16 protein-coding genes are annotated in these 20,202 nt (G+C 43.4%); 13 read left to right on the forward strand and 3 right to left on the reverse strand.

The window, feature by feature from the left end:
• The first annotated feature begins 322 nt into the window (after window positions 1–322).
• The 5 genes from V8Z93_RS02765 (at window position 323) to V8Z93_RS02785 (ending at window position 6,549) form a co-directional block, all read left to right on the forward strand.
• On the forward strand, window positions 323–2,749 hold the full coding sequence (locus V8Z93_RS02765; protein WP_439432329.1) for a leucine-rich repeat domain-containing protein: 2,427 nt from the start codon (window positions 323–325) through the stop codon (window positions 2,747–2,749).
• A gap of 219 nt (window positions 2,750–2,968) precedes the next feature.
• Window positions 2,969–3,130 carry a hypothetical protein gene (locus V8Z93_RS02770; RefSeq protein WP_203051490.1) on the forward strand — a complete coding sequence of 54 codons (162 nt, stop codon included), beginning with the start codon at window positions 2,969–2,971 and terminating at the stop codon, window positions 3,128–3,130.
• A 19-nt stretch (window positions 3,131–3,149) separates the two neighbouring features.
• Window positions 3,150–4,325, forward strand: a complete 1,176-nt coding sequence (locus tag V8Z93_RS02775) for a DUF1186 domain-containing protein (RefSeq protein WP_203051489.1) — start codon at window positions 3,150–3,152, stop codon at window positions 4,323–4,325.
• 42 nt (window positions 4,326–4,367) lie between these two features.
• The gene (locus V8Z93_RS02780) at window positions 4,368–5,705 is read left to right on the forward strand and encodes an acetylxylan esterase (RefSeq protein WP_439432330.1); all 1,338 of its coding nucleotides are present in this window, start codon (window positions 4,368–4,370) and stop codon (window positions 5,703–5,705) included.
• A gap of 139 nt (window positions 5,706–5,844) precedes the next feature.
• The gene (locus V8Z93_RS02785; protein ID WP_439432331.1) at window positions 5,845–6,549 is read left to right on the forward strand and encodes a response regulator transcription factor; all 705 of its coding nucleotides are present in this window, start codon (window positions 5,845–5,847) and stop codon (window positions 6,547–6,549) included.
• On the opposite strand, the gene V8Z93_RS02790 is transcribed toward V8Z93_RS02785, so the two are convergent.
• Window positions 6,484–7,260, reverse strand: coding sequence for a sensor histidine kinase (locus V8Z93_RS02790; RefSeq protein WP_439432332.1), 777 nt, complete (start codon window positions 7,258–7,260; stop codon window positions 6,484–6,486). The two genes, V8Z93_RS02785 and V8Z93_RS02790, sit on opposite strands and share 66 nt — an antisense overlap.
• An 877-nt stretch (window positions 7,261–8,137) precedes the next feature.
• Here V8Z93_RS02790 and V8Z93_RS02795 point away from each other — a divergent pair.
• Window positions 8,138–9,010, forward strand: coding sequence for a hypothetical protein (locus tag V8Z93_RS02795; RefSeq protein WP_439432333.1), 873 nt, complete (start codon window positions 8,138–8,140; stop codon window positions 9,008–9,010).
• 67 nt (window positions 9,011–9,077) lie between these two features.
• Here V8Z93_RS02795 and V8Z93_RS02800 read toward each other — a convergent pair whose 3' ends face one another.
• Window positions 9,078–9,794 carry a sensor histidine kinase gene (locus tag V8Z93_RS02800; protein WP_439432334.1) on the reverse strand — a complete coding sequence of 239 codons (717 nt, stop codon included), beginning with the start codon at window positions 9,792–9,794 and terminating at the stop codon, window positions 9,078–9,080.
• A gap of 1,329 nt (window positions 9,795–11,123) precedes the next feature.
• On the opposite strand from V8Z93_RS02800, the gene V8Z93_RS02805 reads away from it, so the two are divergent.
• The 3 genes from V8Z93_RS02805 to V8Z93_RS02815 all read left to right on the forward strand — a co-directional run bounded on the left by V8Z93_RS02805 (window position 11,124) and on the right by V8Z93_RS02815 (window position 16,132).
• A complete protein-coding gene (locus V8Z93_RS02805; protein WP_439432335.1) occupies window positions 11,124–12,275 on the forward strand; it encodes an N-acetyltransferase in 1,152 nt (383 codons plus the stop codon).
• Window positions 12,276–12,411: 136 nt separating this feature from the next.
• Window positions 12,412–14,403 (forward strand): DNA topoisomerase IV subunit B, encoded by a 1,992-nt coding sequence (locus tag V8Z93_RS02810; RefSeq protein WP_439432336.1) that lies wholly within the window; start codon window positions 12,412–12,414, stop codon window positions 14,401–14,403.
• Between the two features lie 145 nt (window positions 14,404–14,548).
• Window positions 14,549–16,132, forward strand: coding sequence for a S41 family peptidase (locus V8Z93_RS02815; protein ID WP_439432337.1), 1,584 nt, complete (start codon window positions 14,549–14,551; stop codon window positions 16,130–16,132).
• Window positions 16,133–16,319: 187 nt separating this feature from the next.
• On the opposite strand, the gene V8Z93_RS02820 is transcribed toward V8Z93_RS02815, so the two are convergent.
• On the reverse strand, window positions 16,320–17,291 hold the full coding sequence (locus V8Z93_RS02820) for a bile acid:sodium symporter family protein (RefSeq protein WP_203041686.1): 972 nt from the start codon (window positions 17,289–17,291) through the stop codon (window positions 16,320–16,322).
• Between the two features lie 367 nt (window positions 17,292–17,658).
• On the opposite strand from V8Z93_RS02820, the gene ruvB reads away from it, so the two are divergent.
• From ruvB to V8Z93_RS02840, 4 genes are all read left to right on the forward strand, one after another.
• Window positions 17,659–18,693: a Holliday junction branch migration DNA helicase RuvB gene (gene ruvB, locus V8Z93_RS02825; protein WP_294715523.1), complete on the forward strand. Its 1,035-nt coding sequence runs from the start codon at window positions 17,659–17,661 to the stop codon at window positions 18,691–18,693.
• Between the two features lie 48 nt (window positions 18,694–18,741).
• Entirely contained in the window at window positions 18,742–19,227 is a 486-nt protein-coding gene (coaD, locus tag V8Z93_RS02830) for a pantetheine-phosphate adenylyltransferase (protein ID WP_203041688.1), read from the forward strand.
• A 19-nt stretch (window positions 19,228–19,246) separates the two neighbouring features.
• Window positions 19,247–19,681: an rRNA maturation RNase YbeY gene (gene ybeY / locus V8Z93_RS02835; RefSeq protein ID WP_006848933.1), complete on the forward strand. Its 435-nt coding sequence runs from the start codon at window positions 19,247–19,249 to the stop codon at window positions 19,679–19,681.
• A 112-nt stretch (window positions 19,682–19,793) separates the two neighbouring features.
• A complete protein-coding gene (locus V8Z93_RS02840) occupies window positions 19,794–20,189 on the forward strand; it encodes a hypothetical protein (RefSeq protein ID WP_439432338.1) in 396 nt (131 codons plus the stop codon).
• Window positions 20,190–20,202 lie beyond the last annotated feature (13 nt).

Below are 20,202 nucleotides of genomic sequence, written 5' to 3' on the forward strand. Positions count from 1 at the left end.
TCAGTTTTTTATCCTAACTGCTAAAAATAATCCATGAAAAAGATACAAGTAATCGATTTTTTTCATTACCTTTGCAAGCGATACCACTCTCGCTCACGCCGTATCGATGCATGGAGAGTCTTTTTTTAAGAGGTTTTTGTGCTGAGAAGGATAGCGGGTGGGGCTTGGTATCGCGACATAATATAAAGGCGTTTACTTGACGCTTGTTCTTGATGGGTAACAGGTAGAATCCTACGCTTTTTATTTTGCCGTCAGCTAATTGTGTGTTTTATCGCCAAATGAGGATTCGTGGCAAAGTCAAATTTTCTAAGAAACAATTAATATGGGAAATTTTAACGCAAGATTGCAACTGATAGTCGTTGCCTTATTTCTGGCTGTTATCCCATCCTTGGCAGATAATGTGGCACAAGGTGTGTGTGGAACAGGGGTGAATTGGAGTTTAGATGACCAAGGTGTGCTCACGATTGGTGGAGAAGGCGAAATGAATAATTTTACTAATCCAACCAATACTAATGCAACGTTGCCTTCATGGAATCCTTGGAAGAGTAAAATCAAAAGAGTTGTAATAGAAGGAGGCGTTGCGTTTGTTGGTAACTATGCCTTTTACGAATATGACAATCTGGAGGATGTTGCTTTTGGGGAAGGTGTGAAGCGTTTAGGTAATAGAGTGTTCTTTGGTTGTACAGGATTGAAGAAACTTGAATTGCCGGAGTCTATGGAGCAGATTGGTGATGCATGGACAAATTATAGCGATTATGGTGCTACTTTTTGTGGTTGTTCTGGTATTACAGAACTTACCGTTCCTACAAACATGAAGTTTTTGGCAGCGAATTCTTTTACTAATACCAAAATAGAGAAAATCAATTGGAATGCTATTGATTGTGATGCAGATGTTGTAAGTTATTCTAACTATGAAGTGTTTGGCTATTGCCCTATTAGAGAAGTATATTTTGGTGATAAGGTGAAATCCGTTCCTGCTTATATTTTTGCAGGTCGTGGAAGTCTTGCGACAGTAAAAACTTCTGGTACAATAGAGTATGTTGGTGCAAATGCTTTTAGGGGAACCTCTTGGTTAGGAGCTCAGGAATTAGATAAAATGATATATCTTGACCATGCAGCCTATCAGTATAGTCAAGATACGCAAACTGCTGAACCTATTTCGTTTGAATTCCCTGAAGGAACAAAAAGTATTACTGCTTCCGCTTTTCAAAATAATAAGCTACTTGTAAAAGTAACGATTCCTCATAGCATGGACCGTATAGGCGAGAATGTATTTGATGGTTGTTCTTCTCTAGGCGAAGTAGTTTGGAATGCGGATTCAGTCAATAATGATAGGTGCAGATTCTCTAAGTCACTTTATAAGATTTCAATTGGTGATAAAGTGCGGGTTATTCCTAATTATTTCCTTTATCAATGTACAGGATTAGCGGAAATCAAGTTGCCGGAGTCGGTTGAGAGTATTGGTGAAAGTGCTTTTGGCGAATGTGATGGAATAAAGCAATTTGTTATTCCTAATAGCGTGAAAACAATTGGTCGCATAGCCATTAGTTATTGTGACAATCTGGAAAAGGTTGTTGTTGGTGAAGGATTACAAAGTATGAACTTTGATTATCTGTTCACGGGTTGTTCGAAATTGAAGACTTTAGAATGGAATGCAATTAATCATAAGGAAGTAAAGGAAGATTTGTATCATCAGTATGAAAGTTGTCAAGCACCTGTTGAAAATGTCATATTTGGCGATAAAGTGGAATATGTGCCAGGAATGTTGTTCTTTGGTGTAAAGACATTGGAAAACGTAAAATTTGGAAAGTCCGTCAAGCGAATTGGTGAAGCGGCATTTAGAGGATGTTCAAATTTGAAAGCTTTGGATTTGCCTGAATCGTTGGAAACTGCAGGAAAATGTGCTTTCTATGAGACTGGTCTTCAGTCTTTGTTTATACCTGCTAATGTTACTGATATTGGTATTTGGGTTGGCTCTTCTCCTTTGAAGCAAGTAATTTGTGTAGCGACGAATGCTCCAAAAGGTTCTTTTGAAGTAGGAAAGGATTGTATGTTTTATGTTCCTAATACAAAAAGTTACAGAAAACAAGGTTGGGGAACAAATCGAGGACAACTGCTATCAATGATAAAAGCTGACAAAGAAACTATTTATTATACAGGAAAGGTTCCTACAGTAACATTTACGAGCAATATCCCTGGCTATGAATTGGTTTCTTTGACAAAGGATTATGTCTTAAACGGTGAAGTTGGTGAAGATTCAGTACGCCTTGTCGGTACATTCAAGGGCGAGAAGGAATTTACTGTCGAAATAACCTATCATTATGAAGTGAAACCTGGTAAACAGGAAGTTACTTGGGAACAAGACTTGTCCAATCTCCATGTAGGTGATAAGGTTGAGTTGACAGCGAGTGTAAATACAGGTAGGGAAATGTGGTATGTGAACTATGATAATAAGGTGGTTGACGTAAAAAAGGAAGATGGTAAGTTTTATCTTTATTGCAAAGCTGTAGGAGAAACTGACATAACAACATTCCAGTATGGAGATGAACATTGGGAGACTTCTCCGCAGATAACCAAGCATATTGTAGTTGCAGAAGTTGATGCAGGTATTACTGATACGGTTATGACTTCTGATGCCAAGGAAATCTCTCGCTATTCTGCCAATGGCCAGCGCTTGACAGCTCCAACCAAGGGCTTGAACATCGTGAAGTATAGCGATGGAAGCGTGAGAAAAGAAATGGTGAAGTAGAAGTTAGAGTATAAGAACAAGAATAATATAAGAATAAGTGGTTGTTTCCTTTGTGGAAATAACCACTTTTCTCTTTTTTGAGAAGTCGCTTGCCTGCATCAACACATATTATTATACTAAAAGAGCAAGAAAGTAACAAATTCCTTCCAGAATATTTGGAAGTAACTAATATTTTTCTTATTTTTGCAGCATGGAATACAGAAATAAACGAAAGGGCTTATGGTTAAGTTTAACGAAGAAAAATTAGCTAAACTACGTACTTTCGAAGATCATCTTCGAGAGAAATATGGTGAGCCTGGCAGTGCGGCTCGCAAGGAGTTTGATGCAAGAGCCAAGGCATGGTATAATGCCGAGTTATTAAAAATCAAAATGAACTCATAAAATAAAAAACAAAAAAATAATGGCAAAAAAGAAAAAAGGAAAAAGTAGCGGCAATCCTGTTTTGGATGCACTAACCGAAATGCTGAACGGAATGTCGCCCGAAGAGAAGATGATGCTGATGGCTGATCTCGAAAATTTTGCATCGTCGGGTAGAAGTCTGGGTGAGATGCAGGAGTCGGTTTATACTTATCAGCGCCCTGACTATACCCAGCAAGTAAAGCCTTTGGCAGAATATCTTCAGCACTTATTAAAAGCCTTCATGCCAAGCGAAATTCTTGCGGCGTATGAAGTGGTTCATAAGGCGATGGTTTCCCTCTCGCAGCAGGAACAGGAAGATGCAATGCGCAATTTCTTTATGTTCATTCTTGCCGATGGATTGACTCATGATTTCGATGAAGACGTGGAGACCAGTGGCTTGCCTATTATAGCAGGTTTCCAGCTTGTTGATGATTTCAAGCTAACAGGTCTTTTCGACGTAATCCTCGAAACCTTGAAGCAAAATCAAAGTTTCTATGAGTTCTATTACAGTGGGTACGAAGAAGTCACCACTCTGATATTGGCTCACGTAGGCGTGGGGCATCTTGAGGAACTGAAGGAAATGATGAATACGGATGGATTTATGCCTGAAGTTTATCCTACGGTTTTCAATGCCGTGGTACAGATGGCTGTGGAGAATCCTTCCTGTCGCCTGCAGGTTCTGACATGGGTTACAGATGTGCTGAAATCATGTATCGATTTCACAATGCCAGCCATGGCAATGGATTGGATAGTGAAATCTCTTGCTCAAATCAAGGCGGTGGAATTGCTGCCTATGATCAAGAACATCTACAAGAATTATCGTGTGCCGCCAGTGGAAATCGAGGATGGCATCAAGGGTGTAACCAAGTTGCTTACCAAGGGAACAACTGATAGAATCATTATGTTTGCTGAGTTTAAGGAAGTTTTGAATGAGTTTGCGGAAGGCGAAGCCAATGATTTTAATGATGATTTGTTTGGTTTTGATAATTGGTCGGATGATGGGGATTGGCTGGATGATGAGGAGGAGGACGATGAGCGTGATGCTGATGCTTTGTTCTTTAAAGAATGTGGTTTGAAGCCTGCCAAGTCCAAGTCCGGCAAGTCGAAATCGGAATCTGATAAATCGAAGTCTAAGCCTGCCAAGTCGAATTCAAAGTCCGCGAGAAAAGGCAAATAAAACATACCATCAATTATAAAAAATAAAGCAAACTATACAGCAATGAACAAATTAAAAACTATCTATCTGTCGCTCCTGTTCTTCCTGGCGATGAACATGACGAGTGTGTTAAGTGTGAAGGCGGAGAACTATCCCTATCGCAGTGATTATCTTTGGCTTACCGTGCCCGACCATGCCGACTGGCTCTATCGCACAGGAGAGCAGGCCATGGTGGAAGTAAGCTTCTACATGTATGGAATACCCCGTGACGGCGAGGTGAACTATGAAATTGGCGATGACATGCTGAAGGCTGACAAGCAGGGAAGCTTTAAGCTGAAGAACGGGCGCGCCATCCTGAACATCGGTACCCGAAAGACTCCGGGCTTCCGAGATTTGAGATTATTCTATAAGCTCGATGGCAAAACCTATCAGCATCATGTAAAAGTGGGGTTCTCGGTGGATAAGATTCAGCCTTATACCCAGGAACCTAAGGATTTTGATGCATTCTGGCAGAAGGCGAAGGATGAACTGAAGAATGTTCCCTTGAGTTACACCAAGGAACTCGCCAAGGAATATTGTACAGATAAGATAGATTGCTATCTCGTAAAACTTCAGATAGATAAGATGGGACATGCGATGTATGGCTATCTCTTCTATCCCAAGAATGCCAGCCGGGGCAGCCATCCCGTGGTTCTCACCCCTCCGGGAGCCGGCATCAAGACCATCAAGGAACCCCTGCGCAATAAGTATTATGCTGAGAACGGATTTATCCGCTTCGAGATAGAAATCCATGGCCTCGACCCACGTCTTTCTGCCGAAACCTTCCAGGAGATAAGTAAGGGATTCAATGATGCAAACGGCGGTTATCTTGCCAATGGATTGGAAGATAAGAACCGCTATTATATGAAGCATGTTTATCAGGGATTAGTGCGCTGCATCGACTTCCTGACCTCTCTTCCCGAATGGGATGGAAAGAATGTAGCTGTGCAGGGCGGCAGTCAGGGGGGAGCCTTGGCGATTGTCGCAGCAGGCTTGGATAGCAGAGTAACCCAGTGTGTGGCTAATCATCCTGCGCTCAGCGATATGGCTGGTTATGCAGAGAAGGGAAGAACGGGCGGATATCCTCACTTCAATAAATATCATGAGATATTGAAGAACAAGGACTGTCTCAACACGATGGCTTATTATGATGTGGTGAACTTTGCCCGTTACGTGAAGGCTCCCACTTATCTTACTTGGGGTTATAACGATGTAACCTGCCCTCCAACCACCAGCTACGCTGTGTGGAATACCCTGAAATGCGAGAAGGAATCGTTGCTTACACCAATCAACGAGCATTGGACAACCACCGACACCAATCGCAAGCAGATGGAGTGGATTAAGAAGCATCTGGTGAAGTAACCTTTTTGATGTTCTTGGAAGATATTGCAACTAGCAGCAATTAAGGAATGTTATCGTTATGTTAATAAGAGAAGATAATCGCAATATTTTCAGAAAAAGATGTATCTTTGCAAACAAAAAATAGATAAACATTAATGACATGATAAAGTTGCTATTAGTTGAAGATGATACGAACCTAGCTTTTATTGAAAAAAGCACGTTGGAAGATATAGTTGGAGGTTATGAGGTAATGACAGCCAGCAATGGAAAAGATGGTATCAAGGCTTGGGAGGAATTCAAGCCAGATGTTATCATCTCGGATATAGACATGCCTATTATGAACGGCATAGAGATGGTAAAACACATCAGAGAGACGGATGGCGATACGCTCATTCTCTTCACCACCAATCTCACTTCTCCTAAAAAACTAGAGGAGGGATATGCTGCAGGTGCTAACAATTACATCAAAAAGCCCTTTGTTCCCGAAGAACTTGATGCGCATATCCAGAGCCTTCTTCGCCTGAAGAATGGGCAGAAGAGCAGAAATGTGTCTTCTTGCATCAAGATTGGAAAGCATATATTGGACCCAGAACATGCCTGCATCAAGGATGAAGAAGGCAACATCAGCTATACCTTGACAGCCAGAGATGCCAAGATACTGGAAATTCTTGCCAAAAACAAGAATGAGATAGTGAAACGTGAAGCCATACAAGAGCGTATCTGGAATACTGCGGAGAAAGACTTTTTCATTTCCCGCTGTCTTGATACTGTTATCACAAAACTCAGAAAGGTCTTGAAATCAGACCCTCTCGTCAGCATCGAGACTATCCGAGGCATCGGTTTCAAGCTGGCAGAGAGTTGCTAGCTCTTCATCGCCTCCTCCAGAACTCGTCTTCTGGTCGGGTAGGAATATAGAGAATTCGGTATATTTGCCCAGTTCACTCTCTATTCCTATCATGCCTTCATGAGCATCTATCACTTGGAACACATAGGTCAATCCCAGTCCGAAACCAGGCGCACCTTTTTTCTTGAAGGTGCGCTTGGCTGCAGACGCACGCTCATACTTATCGAAAATCACCTTTTGGTCAGCCTTGCTGATTCCGATGCCATTATCCTTTACTCGGATGGATACGCCCTTATCTACCTTATCTGTAGAAATACGAATCGTGACATCCCCGTCAGAATACTTGATAGAGTTGTCTATCAAGTTATAGAATATTTCCTTAAGATACTCCTCGTCGGCAAAAGCATATTGACAATTAATATAATTCTCAAAGGATACATTCTTCAATCTGTTCACCTTGAAGTTTTCTTCCATTTTTGAGAGCATACTTGTCATGTTTACCTGTACTTTCTTGAGCTCCAGTTTTCCAGCCTGCGACTTGGATATGGTTAATATCCTATTTATCAAGCTATAAGCATGCTGTGTCTCCGTGCTGATTACTTGCAGATACTTGGTTCTTTTCTCTGGGTCGTTAACTATCTTCTCATGATCCAAGGCCCCCAATCCCAAACGAATCGTAGAGAGCGGAGTCTTAATGTCATGAATCATGGAATAGGTCATTATCTTCTTCATCTTGGCATTATTCTGCTGCCAGCGGATAACTCCAAGCAATTTTGCAATGCACAATGAAATCAAAATACCAGCCAAAAGACTACTTATTAAAACTAAACCTAATTGTTCAAACAATAAATCAGTTGGATTAAACAATGTGATTTGTATTCTCCTAGAGCCATCAATTCTAATAGGTACATCATGTGATGAAATTTTGTTATATACAACATAAGGCTTCTTTTCTGTTTCTTTCAAAAGTTTTAACTTATTACCACAAATCTGATATATTGCAAAACTATAGTTCCAACCTTCTATCTTTAAATTGTCACTAATGCATTTGCTTAAAAAAGAAAAGTCAACACCTTTGTGTGAAGCCTTAAATACACCTTCTTCTACATATTCTATGCCATGAAACTTAGGGTAAGAAGTATCAGGAGCACCTGCTATCTGTGTTCCTGTAGGTACATACTTAAACCTACTATATACCTCTTGAAACATAGACTTCACTAAAATTTCATCTATTTTCTCACTTACTCGTGCTTCGGCATATAGATATGTCTTACACATCCATATAGTTTGCAAAACTATTATGAATAAGACACCTATTATAGAAATATATATATAATTCTTTGTTTTCATGCCTGCAAAATTACACATTTTATCTTAAAACACCACATTTTTAGCCATATTAATAAAAATCTAACATAAATCTAACAATTGCCTAACATTTCTATTACAGAAAAACCAGTACTTTTGCACCCAGATTTACATAAAACGTAAAAACAATGAAACAATTAACAGAAGAAGAGTATCGAAACATTTATGGGAAATTGCTAAAATAAACATAAAAGTTCTAGGCTCTGATTCCCATCCTATACTATAATTAAACTTCATAAATATGAAATATTTGTATTTTTTATTACTCTTTTTACCCCTCCAAGCATTAGGGCAAATAAAACTTCAGGATGTTACGATTAGTAGCCAGCGTCCCAAGTTTGTGAGACTTAAAGGATATTATCGTAGCTATCAGCACAATGACTCTGTACTCAAATATTATGTGGATGGCATTGTGGAATACTATATCAACCTAAAGAATGAAAAAGTAGATATAAGAATGTATAGTAGCAGACATCTTAGAAATGAAGAGCTTATCAGCAAGGATAAGAAAAGAGCCTTTATGCTTAGCGACCAAGCTACATTTCGACCTTGGCCAGAAGGAAAGACATTCATAGAGGAATGCCGTAAGAAGTATGCTATTCAAGATTCGGCTAATGTTGGCTATATCAAAAAGACAAGCCAAATACTAGGTAGAGTGACAACTGATTCTATCAACAAAAGCTGTATGATAGAAATGAATATGATACCAACATACGACAAGCTAACGCATAACATTTTTGGCTTTACGCAAGAAATGAAAAGTGATTATTTCATGGAAGCTTATAGATTAAGCGATGAGAATTACTATTCTTTCAAGAATTTGCTCAGTCAGAAAACGGATCAAAGCTACAACTATTGGCACAAGAAGGATTCTCGTAAACAGCTCATTCATGTTGTAACAGAACTATTTATTACAGAACAAGAATATGTAGATGATAAGAAGAAAGAGGCAGGCAAAAAACTACAACCCCAGGAAGCAGCTCAATCAATAGAAGGCTTTATTTCAGAAAATAGATTGCCGTCTCTATCACCAACAATACAAGTAGAGATGAAGAAGCTTCAATTTTATGACCCTTCCAATCTGAACAAGAAAATTGCAACTAGCAGCAATTAAGGAATGTTATCGTTATGTTAAGAAGGCAACATCAGCTATTATCACAAAACTCAGAAAGGTCTTGAAATCAGACCCGCTCGTTAGCATCGAGACTATCCGTCTTCTGGTCGGGTAGGAATATAGAGAATTCGGTATATCTGCCCAGTTCACTCTCTACTCCTATCATGCCTTCATGAGCATCTATCACTTGGAATACATAGGTTAATCCCAGTCCGAAACCAGGCGCACCATTTTTCTTGAAGGTGCGCTTGGCGGCTGACGCACGCTCATACTTATCGAAAATCACCTTTTGGTCAGCTTTGCTGATTCCGATGCCATTATCCCTTACTCGGATGGATACGCCCTTGTCTACCTTATCTGTAGAAATACGAATCGTGACATCCCCATCAGAATACTTGATAGAGTTGTCTATCAAGTTATAGAATATTTCCTTAAGATACTCCTCGTCGGCAAAAGCATATTGACAATTAATATGATTCTCAAAGGATACATTCTTCAATCTGTTCACCCTGAAGTTTTCTTCCATTTTTGAGAGCATGCTTGTCATGTCTACCTGTACTTTCTTGAGCTCCAGTTTTCCAGCCTGCGACTTGGATATGGTTAATATCCTATTTATCAAGCTATAAGCATGTTGTGTCTCCGTGCTGATTACTTGTAGATACTTGGTTCTTTTCTCAGAGTCATTGGCTATCCGCTCATGATCCAAAGCCCCCAATCCCAAACGAATCGTAGAGAGCGGAGTCTTGATGTCATGAATCATGGAATAGGTCATTATCTTCTTCATCTTTGCATTATTTTGCTGCCAGCGGATAATACCAACTTGCTTGAATATACATAGTAAAGTTATGGTTAGCATCAGGAAAGAAGCAAGTGCCAAAAGACCTAATTCCTCAAAAAAAATAGAATAAGGATTGGTTAACTCAATCTGAATAGCTTGCGATTGGTCCGTTCTTGTATAGAAAACAGCAGACTTTACAGATAGTTGAATAGCTCTATTATCACCACCATAATAATGCTCCTTACCATTATTATATAATATAATGGAGTAATCAGATGGTAAACTTTTATCTAAAATAGCTTTCAGTTTAGGTAAAGATATATTAGATTTTGTTTCCTTATTGAGCTCTGTTTCAAAATATGTAATATCTGGCTTATCGGAATTAGAAGGAGATACAGATATACTTTTCAGATACAAACAAGCCCTCTGTTCAGCCTCGGTGAATAACGCCTGCTCCAGTTTTTCATTCACATCTGATTTTATTTTAGATATAGTATACTGGAAGCCACCAACTATCCACAGCATTTGCATCATAAACGCTGCGGATAATCCAACGATAGCTATTATTACATATTTATTATTCTTCTGTTTCATTTCTTTTAGATATTTCTAAGTGCAAAATTACACATTTTATATTTAAATGCCACATTTTTCATCCATATTATTTAAAATCTAACATAAATCTAACAATCACCAAACATTTCTATTGAAAAAAAACAGTAATTTTGCACCCAGAATCAAAAACTAAAAAAATGAAGAATATGGATTTTAAGAATTGGTACAGAAAGATTTGTCAAGCGAAATGTCCTACATGTGGAGGTCAAATACCATTTAGTATTGTAAGCAAATACTTTTGGCATGGTACATCTTATTATGTAAGCTGTACTCATTGTGGGCAAAGGATTCATCCGGAAAAAGAGCCTGTAAACACATTTACATGCATGTGTCTTGGAGGCATTTCCATTATGGCTCCAATGAACTCATATTGGTACATCGTGGCATGGGATTTTATCCCCGCTTTACTTTTTGCCCTACCATTTGTAATAATAACAATTATAGTTATTTGCATTTTAATATTGCATAATATAAAATTTTCAATTTAACAAAATATGAAAAAGATTACGAAAAGAGTGGTATTCTTCTAGTAAGAAAGCAAAAAAACTATATGACTGTAAAGGTGTATCTTGGAGCTTCTCACACAAAATTAGGAGGTACACCTTTGTCTTTCAATGTGCTAAATATCTAAAAAACTGAAAATAAAGATAGCAATATTTGGTCGTTTGGCGAAATATTGCTATTTTTGCATCCTATAATATTGCAAACTAGTTTGAAATCATGTCATTAATTGAAATTAAAAAGGTCGAAAGCAAGAAGGATTTGAAGACGTTCATCGACTTCCACTACGACCTCTACGAAGGCAACGAATACGATGTGCCTAATCTTTTCAGCGACGAAATGAATACCCTGAGCAAGGATAAGAACGCTGCGTTCGAGTTCTGCGAGGCAGAGTATTATCTTGCCTATAAGGATGGAAAGCTGGCAGGTCGCGTTGCTGCTATCATCAACCATAAGGCAAACAACAAGTGGGGAAAGAAATCCGTCCGCTTCGGATGGATTGACTTCATCGACGACCGTGAGGTTTCGAAGGCTCTTCTGGATGCCGTTGAGAAATATGGCCGCGAGAAAGGCATGGAGGATGTGGTAGGTCCGCTTGGATTTACCGATATGGACCCTGAGGGAATGCTCGTCTGGGGATTCGACCAGCTCGGCACCATGCCTACCATCTATAATTACGCTTACTATCCGGAGCACATCGAGGCCCTGGAGGGTTTTGAGGTGGATAACAAATACGTGGAGTTTAAGATCATGGTGCCGGATGAGGTGCCTGAGAAGTACGCCAAGATTGCGATGATGATAGAGAAACGTTACAATCTGCATGTGCGCAAGCTTACCAAGAAGGATATCTTCCAGGGCGGAATGGGTCAGAAAATCTTTGATCTCATCAACGATACCTACAAGGATCTCTATGGATATTCCGAACTCTCGCAGAAGCAGATAGACCAGCTTATCAAGTCGTATCTCGGTTTCCTCGACTTCAACCTCATCACCTGCATCGAGGATTGGACGGACGGAGAGCATAAGCTCATCGGTGTGGGAATCACCATGCCGTCGTTGGCTCATGCCCTGAGAAAGTGCCGCCGTGGCAGATTGCTGCCTTTCGGCTGGTTCCACGTGTTGAGAGCCATCAAGCAGCACAAGACTAACATCGTTGACCTCCTCCTTATCGGTATTCTCCCAGAATATCGTGCCAAGGGTGCCAATGCGCTTCTCTTTGCCGACCTGATTCCTTGGTACCAGAAGTACGGCATTGAATGGGGGGAAACCCAGGTAGAGCTGGAAACCAATGCCGGCGTGCAGGGACAGTGGGGAGCTTTGACCCCAGTGATGCACAAGCGCAGAAAATGCTACAAGAAGATTATCAAATAGTAATCAAGAAGATTATTGAATAGTAATCAATAAGATAATTAAACAAACAAGGAGTCAAGGAGTTAGGGAGTTAAGACAGATGGTTTTGAATCATAGCTCCTTAACTCCTCCTAAATTTTATAACTAGGAGGATTCTATGTCAGAAGATAATAACGAATTGAATGCCCCGCAGGAGCAGCAACAGCAGGAGCAGCAGCCGGTGGCTTATACCGACGACAACATCCGACATCTGAGCGATATGGAGCATGTGCGAACCCGTCCGGGTATGTACATCGGTCGTTTGGGCGATGGTAACTTGCCGGAGGATGGTATTTATGTGCTCCTGAAGGAGGTGGTGGATAACTCCATCGACGAATTCAAGATGAACGCCGGTACCCGCATCGAAATCGACATCGAAGACCATCTGCGTGTCAGCGTGCGCGACTATGGCCGAGGCATTCCGCAGGGAAAGCTTGTCGAGGCGGTGAGCGTGCTGAACACCGGAGGTAAGTATGATAGCAAGGCGTTCAAGAAGAGTGTGGGCTTGAACGGAGTGGGCGTGAAGGCGGTGAACGCCCTCAGCTCTCATTTTGAGGTGAAGTCGTTCCGTGAGGGAAAGGTGCGCCATCTGAAGTTTGAGAAAGGTATTCTGCAGAGCGATGTTACCGAGGATACTGAAGATGAGAATGGTACTTTCATCTATTTTGAGCCTGATAACACCCTCTTCAAGAATTATTCCTTCCACGACGACATTGTGGAAACCATGCTCCGCAACTATACTTATCTGAACACCGGTCTTACCATCATGCACAATGGCCGCCGCATCCTCAGCCGTCACGGTTTGAAGGATCTCCTTACGGATAATATGACCAACGAGGGCCTCTATGAGATTATCCACATGAAGGGCGAAGACATCGAGATAGCCTTTACCCATACCAACCAGTATGGCGAGGAATACTATTCTTTCGTGAACGGCCAGCACACCACCCAGGGCGGAACCCATCAGAGTGCCTTCAAGGAGCATATAGCCAAGACCATCAAGGAGTTCTTTGGCAAGTATGAGTATGGCGATATCCGTAACGGACTGGTGGCTGCCATCGCCCTGAACGTAGAGGAACCGGTGTTCGAGAGTCAGACGAAGATTAAGTTGGGTAGCACCACGATGACTCCGAATGGCGGCGAAACCATTAACAAGTATGTGGGCGATTTCCTGAAGAAGGAGGTGGATAACTATCTGCATATCCACAAGGACGTGGCTGAGATTCTGGAGAATAAAATCAAGGAGAGCGAGCGTGAGCGCAAGGCGATGGCGGGCGTTACCAAACTGGCTCGTGAGCGTGCCAAGAAGGCGAACCTCCACAACCGCAAGCTGCGCGATTGCCGCATCCACTTCAGCGATGCCAAGAACGAGCTGAAGGAGGCAAGTTCCATCTTCATCACCGAGGGTGATTCTGCCAGCGGAAGCATCACCAAGAGCCGTGACGTGAATACTCAGGCGGTGTTCTCGCTGCGAGGCAAGCCGTTAAACTGCTATGGCCTGACCAAGAAGGTGGTTTACGAGAACGAGGAGTTCAACCTGCTGCAGGCAGCCCTGGATATCGAGGACGGATTGGACGGATTGAGATATAATAAGGTGATTGTGGCTACCGATGCCGATGTAGATGGAATGCACATCCGCCTGCTCATCATCACCTTCTTCCTGCAGTTCTTCCCCGACCTCATCAAGAAGGGCCACGTGTATGTGCTTCAGACTCCATTGTTCCGAGTGCGCAACAAGCGAACCAAAATCAAGAACAAGCAGGCGGTGGCTGATGCTGATGCCAAACTGGGACCTAAGGAGAAGAAGGGCGACTTCATTACGTATTACTGCTACAGCGATGAGGAGCGCCAGCAGGCCATCAAGGCGCTGGGTCCTGACCCGGAAATCACTCGATTCAAGGGCTTGGGAGAGATTTCGCCAGAAGAGTTTGCCCACTTCATAGGTCCGGATATGCGATTGGAGCAGGTAACGCTGCACAAGACCGACCAGGTGCAGAAGCTCCTGGAGTACTACATGGGTAAGAATACGATGGAACGTCAGAATTTCATCATCGACAACCTGGTGATTGAAGAGGATATTCCAGAGGAAGACTCAGCACCGCTGGATTAAGTGAAGAGTGAAGAACGAAGAGTGAAGAATTCAAGTGCTTTCAAGGGGTAACCATTGAAAAAAGCGCTGTTAACTGTTAACCTTTAACTGTTACCTGTTAACTCTTGAAGGATTCTCTCTTTTCTAAACAATAAGTTCAAAGTAAATGAAGAAATATCTATTTATAGCGCTCCTGGCGTTCCTGGCAGTAACTTCTGCCAGTGCCCAGCTGCGTATCAAGATGGGCAAGAACAGCCCGATAGAGAAGTTGGGCAGGGCGGAAATCGCCATCACCAACCTCTATGTGGATAGTGTGGATGAGAACAAGCTCGTGGAGGATGCCATCAGAGGCATGCTCGAAAAGCTCGACCCTCATTCTTCCTACACCACAGCCAAGGAAACCAAGGCGATGAACGAACCGCTGAACGGAAGTTTCGACGGCATCGGCGTTCAGTTTAATATGGTAGATGACTCCCTGCTCGTTATCCAGCCGGTTACCAACGGTCCTTCCGAGAAGGTGGGCATCATTGCCGGCGACCGCATTGTTGCCGTAAACGATACTGCCATTTCGGGCGTGAAGATGAGCAAGGAGGAAATCATGAAGCGCCTCCGCGGTCCTAAGGGAACCACAGTGAATCTTACCATCGTGCGCCGTGGCATCAAGGATAAGCTCACCTTCAAGGTGAAGCGCGACAAGATTCCTGTAACCACGATGGATGCGGCTTACATGATTCGCCCGGGCATCGGCTACATCCGATTGGGAAGCTTCGGCTTGACCAGCCATAAGGAGGTGACCATGGCGATGGATTCGCTGAAGAAGAAGGGTATGAAAGACCTGATTTTCGACCTGGAGGATAATGGCGGCGGCTATCTTCAGACGGCGGCTCAGATAGCCAACGAGTTCCTGGAAAAGGGAGATCTCATCGTTTATACCAGCGGTCGTGCGGCTCCACGCCAGGAGTACAAGGCGCAGGCTAACGGCAGATGGCGCAAGGGCAAGGTGGTGGTGCTCACCAACGAGTTTACCGCTTCTGCCGCCGAGATTGTTTCCGGAGCTATCCAGGATCAGGACCGTGGCGTAGTGGTAGGTCGCAGAACCTTCGGCAAGGGATTGGTGCAGCGTCCGCTCACCTTCGATGATGGCAGCGAGATTCGCCTCACCATCGCCCATTATTATACGCCTAGCGGCAGATGCATCCAGAAGCCATATAAGAAAGGTGATAGACTGGATTATGCGATGGATCTCGACAAGCGATACAAGCACGGCGAGTTCACCAATCAGGACAGCATCCATCTTTCTGACAGCCTGAAGTATTACACATTGCGCAAGCATCGTGTGGTTTATGGTGGCGGCGGAATCATGCCCGATTACTTCGTGCCGTTGGACACAACGAAATACACCAAGATGCATCGCCAGTTGGCAGCCAAGAGCATCGTCATCAACCAGAGCCTGAAGTTCATCGATGCACACCGCAAGGATTTGAAGAATCAGTATAAGGATTTCAATAAGTTCCTGGCAACTTACGAGGTTCCTTCTTCGCTCATCGAAGCGATTATCGCCGAGGGCAAGAAGGAGAAGATAGAGCCGAAGGATGAGGCTGAACTTGCCCAGACGAAGAAATATCTGGCCGTGCAGCTGAAGGCACTTGTGGCAAGAGATATTTGGGATATGAGCCAGTACTTCCAGGTTTGGAACGAGACCAACGAGATAGTTCAGCGTGCCGTGAAGCTGCTGACTACAGGGAAGTAGGGGAACTCAATCCAATACGCCCTGTAAGGGCAAAAGCTTTCTGATACGAAGCTTTTGCCCTTACAGGGCGTTTTGTTGGTTGTATGTTTACCCAGGGCGGTGTCCTGGGCTAGGAGCTTTTGCCCTTTCAGGGCGTGCTGCTCAATATTTGCTTCTGTAAGAAGTCATGAATCCTTTCCGGATTCATTTACTTCTTCTCATGCATGCGATCCCATTTCAGATAGATTCCTGCAAGGATGGTGCCCGAAATACTGTGCCAGGCACAACTGATGGCGCAAGGCAAAACGGCGAGAGGCTGGGCGGCAAAGAAATTGCCAGCAAGAACCGTGGCAAGACCGGCATTCTGCATTCCCACCTCAATACTGATGGTACGCTTCTTGGCAGTATTGAAGCCCGCCAGCTTTCCGGCAAGCCAGCCCAGAAGATAACCCAGGGTGTTGTGGCAGAAAACCACGGCAAAAGTCCAGAGGAAAAGCGATAAGCCACGAGCCACCAAATCATCGTGAACCGTAGAAATCACGCCTCCTACGATGATCGCCAGACACGTTACGCTGATGCCCGGCATCAGACTCTGGATGGTAGGGAAGCAATCCTTCTTGCCATAGATATAATTCAAGGCGCAGCCGATGGCCACAGGAATAATCGTGACTATCAGAATATTGATGAACATTCCCACAGCATCTACATGGATAATCTCGCCTGCCGTAATCTTCATCAGCAGCGGAGTCATCACTGGCGCAAGAATCGTAGAGGCACAGGTCATTCCCACAGAAAAAGCCACGTCACCATGACACAGATAACTCATGATGTTGCTCGATACGCCGCCGGGGCAGCAACCCACCAGCAGGATGCCGAGCGACAGGGCTGGGTCAAGATGCCACACATGCACCAGGGTATAAGCCACGCCCGGCATGATGATGAACTGGGCGCAGGCACCGATGAACACATCCAGCGGGCGCTGAGCCAGAATCTTGAAGTCGTTGGTGGTCAGGGTCAAGCCCATGGTGAGCATGATGATACCGAGAATCACGGTTTGGGTAGTTCCGCGCACCCAGTCGAAGGTATGTGGGAAGAAGAATGTAAATACTGCTACACCTATTACAAAAATAGATGTGTAATTGGCCAGCCAACGGCTGAGCCCTTGAAAAAATCTAAGCATAATTCTATTCTTTTAAAAAATCCTGATATTTCTCTATATTTTTTTCTATTCTCAATATTTCTCTCTGTTTCTTTCTGTTCCTCTCTTATTTATTGTTATTTATTGTCTCTCTTTCTTTCCTCTCTTTCCTTTCCTCTCTTTCAATATCGAGTACAAAAGTACATCTTTTCTATCGAATAAACAAATTATTTGCCAAGAAAATGATAAATTATAACATTTTTAATAGATAACGCTTGCAATTCTGCACGAATCTTTTTGGATTGTGCAAAATCACAAGCAAAAATACAAGCAAAATAATTAGGCTTTTCTTCTTTAATTCCGCAACAAATGTGTAACTTTGCACCATATTATCGATAATAGTCATAGAATGAACGAAGATTTTGATATAAGACAACAGACGGTTTCGCCTGCCGAAAAGGAATTCGAGAAAGCACTGCGCCCACTGAAGTTCTCCGACTTCAGCGGACAGAATGGCGTGGTGGATAATCTCGAAGTCTTCGTAGAGGCTGCCAAGTATCGTGGCGAACCGCTCGACCATACCCTCTTGCACGGTCCTCCGGGATTGGGTAAGACCACATTGAGTAACATCATCGCCAACGAACTGGGCGTGGGCTTCAAGATTACATCAGGCCCTGTGCTCGATAAGCCGGGCGACCTGGCAGGTATCCTTACCTCCCTGGAGCCTAACGACGTGCTTTTCATCGACGAGATTCACCGCCTCTCGCCAGTGGTAGAGGAGTATCTCTATTCGGCGATGGAGGATTACCGCATCGACATCATGATAGACAAGGGTCCTTCGGCACGCAGCATCCAGATAGATCTGAATCCGTTTACCCTCGTGGGAGCCACCACTCGCAGCGGTCTTCTCACGGCTCCGCTCCGTGCCCGTTTCGGAATCAATCTGCATCTGGAATACTACGACCCTGAGACGCTTCAGAAGATTATCAAGCGAAGTGCCATGCTCCTGCAGGTGCCTATAGAAGATGAGGCGGCAGTAGAAATCTCCCGCCGCTCGCGTGGAACCCCTCGTATTGCCAACTCGCTGCTCAGAAGAGTCAGGGATTTCGCCCAGGTGAAGGGCAACGGAACCATCACCTTCGAGATAGCCCAGGTGGCGCTCAAGGCGCTGAATATCGACCAGTATGGCTTGGACGAGATAGACAACAAGATTCTCACCACCATCATCGACAAGTTCCGTGGAGGTCCGGTGGGCGTAAGCACCATTGCCACGGCTATCGGCGAAGATGGCGGCACCGTAGAGGAGGTTTACGAGCCATTCCTCATCATGGAAGGCTTCATCAAGCGCACGCCACGAGGCAGAATGGCCACCAAGCTTGCCTATGAGCATCTGGGCAGGAATCCGTATGGCAGCAACATCATGCAGGGCGACCTGTTTGAATAATGAGTAGTTATTAGTGATTAGTTATTAGTGATTAATGATTAGAGATTGATGAGAATAGGGATATTTACGGGTACATTCGACCCATTTACGATAGGACATCAGAACATCGCCGAGCGTGCCTTGCCCATGTTCGACAAGCTCGTGATTGCAGTGGCGATGAGCAAGCTGAAGCACGCCAGCGAGGAAATCTCGAAGCGTGTAGAAGATATCAGAAAGGTTTTCCCGAAGGAATGTGCTGAGCTGGTAGATGCGGAGGATGCATCCAAGGGTTATCGCCTGGAGGTGGTTGCCTATGATGACCTCACCATCGACCTGGCGCATCGCCTGGGAGCCAGGTTCCTGGTTCGCGGCGTCCGCTCAGCCAAGGATTTCGAGTACGAGCGAGAGCAGGCGGATATCAACAGGCAGTTGGGCGGCGTAGAAACCATCCTGCTGTTTTCTGACCCAAGATACAGTAGCATCAGCTCAACGCTGGTCAGGGAACTGAGGTTCTTCGGAAGAGAAGTAGATGAATTTTTACCAAAAATAAAATAAAAACAGGAGGAAGAAGCGTATGATAACATACAATGTAGATGGCGTGAAAATGCCGAAGATCAAGAAGCGCGATACCAGTGCCTGGATTCGCAAGGTGGCTGCCTCTCATGGCCGCAAGGTGGGAGAGATAGGCTATATGTTTGTAGATGACGAGAAGATTCTCGAAGTGAACAACGAGTATCTGGGTCATGATTACTATACCGATGTCATCACCTTCGATTATGATGAGGATGATGTGATTAACGGCGATATCGTGATTTCGCTCGATACCGTGCGCACCAATGCCGAGCAGTTTGGCAAGACCTACGATGATGAGCTTCACCGTGTCATCATCCACGGCATCCTGCACCTCTGCGGAATTAACGACAAAGGTCCGGGTGAGCGCGAAATCATGGAGGAGAACGAGAACAAGGCGCTCGCCCTGCTCGAAGGTGCTTCTATATTGAAGAAGTAAAGCCCCCTGTTTTAAAGGGGGAAGTATAGAAAAAACAGCTGTTAACTGTTAACCTGTTAACTTTGTTACAGGTTGGCAGTTAATTTTAGAATGTTGGTTAAAAATAAAAGCTATGTATAAGAAAATATTATTCATAATAATGGTTGTCTTTGGCATATTTGCATTAACTGGATGCCATAAGGACGAAGATGAATTAGCTGAGGTTATAGATAAAAGCTATGTTTGGCAAACACAAGAAAAAGTGGTTGCAGAGGTAAGATCTATTGATGAAGCTAAGGTGTATTTTCGAATAGAGAATGGTTTTAGTCTTGATAAATTTAATGACTGGGAAACTCTTGTCTTGTCAATGTCTTCATGCTGGTTTGACGAGAATGCATGGCCTCACTCTCTTAAAAAAGGTTCGATAGTTAGTTTTATGGTGGAAAAAATCGAATGGAAAGAGTATCCTAATCAAATAGGCCTTCCTGAACCTTCAAATGTTCATTTTTATATCAGACCTTGCGAATAACAGCTGTAGGGGC

Source organism: Segatella copri, assembly GCF_051861805.1.
GTDB lineage: Bacteria > Bacteroidota > Bacteroidia > Bacteroidales > Bacteroidaceae > Prevotella > Prevotella copri_M.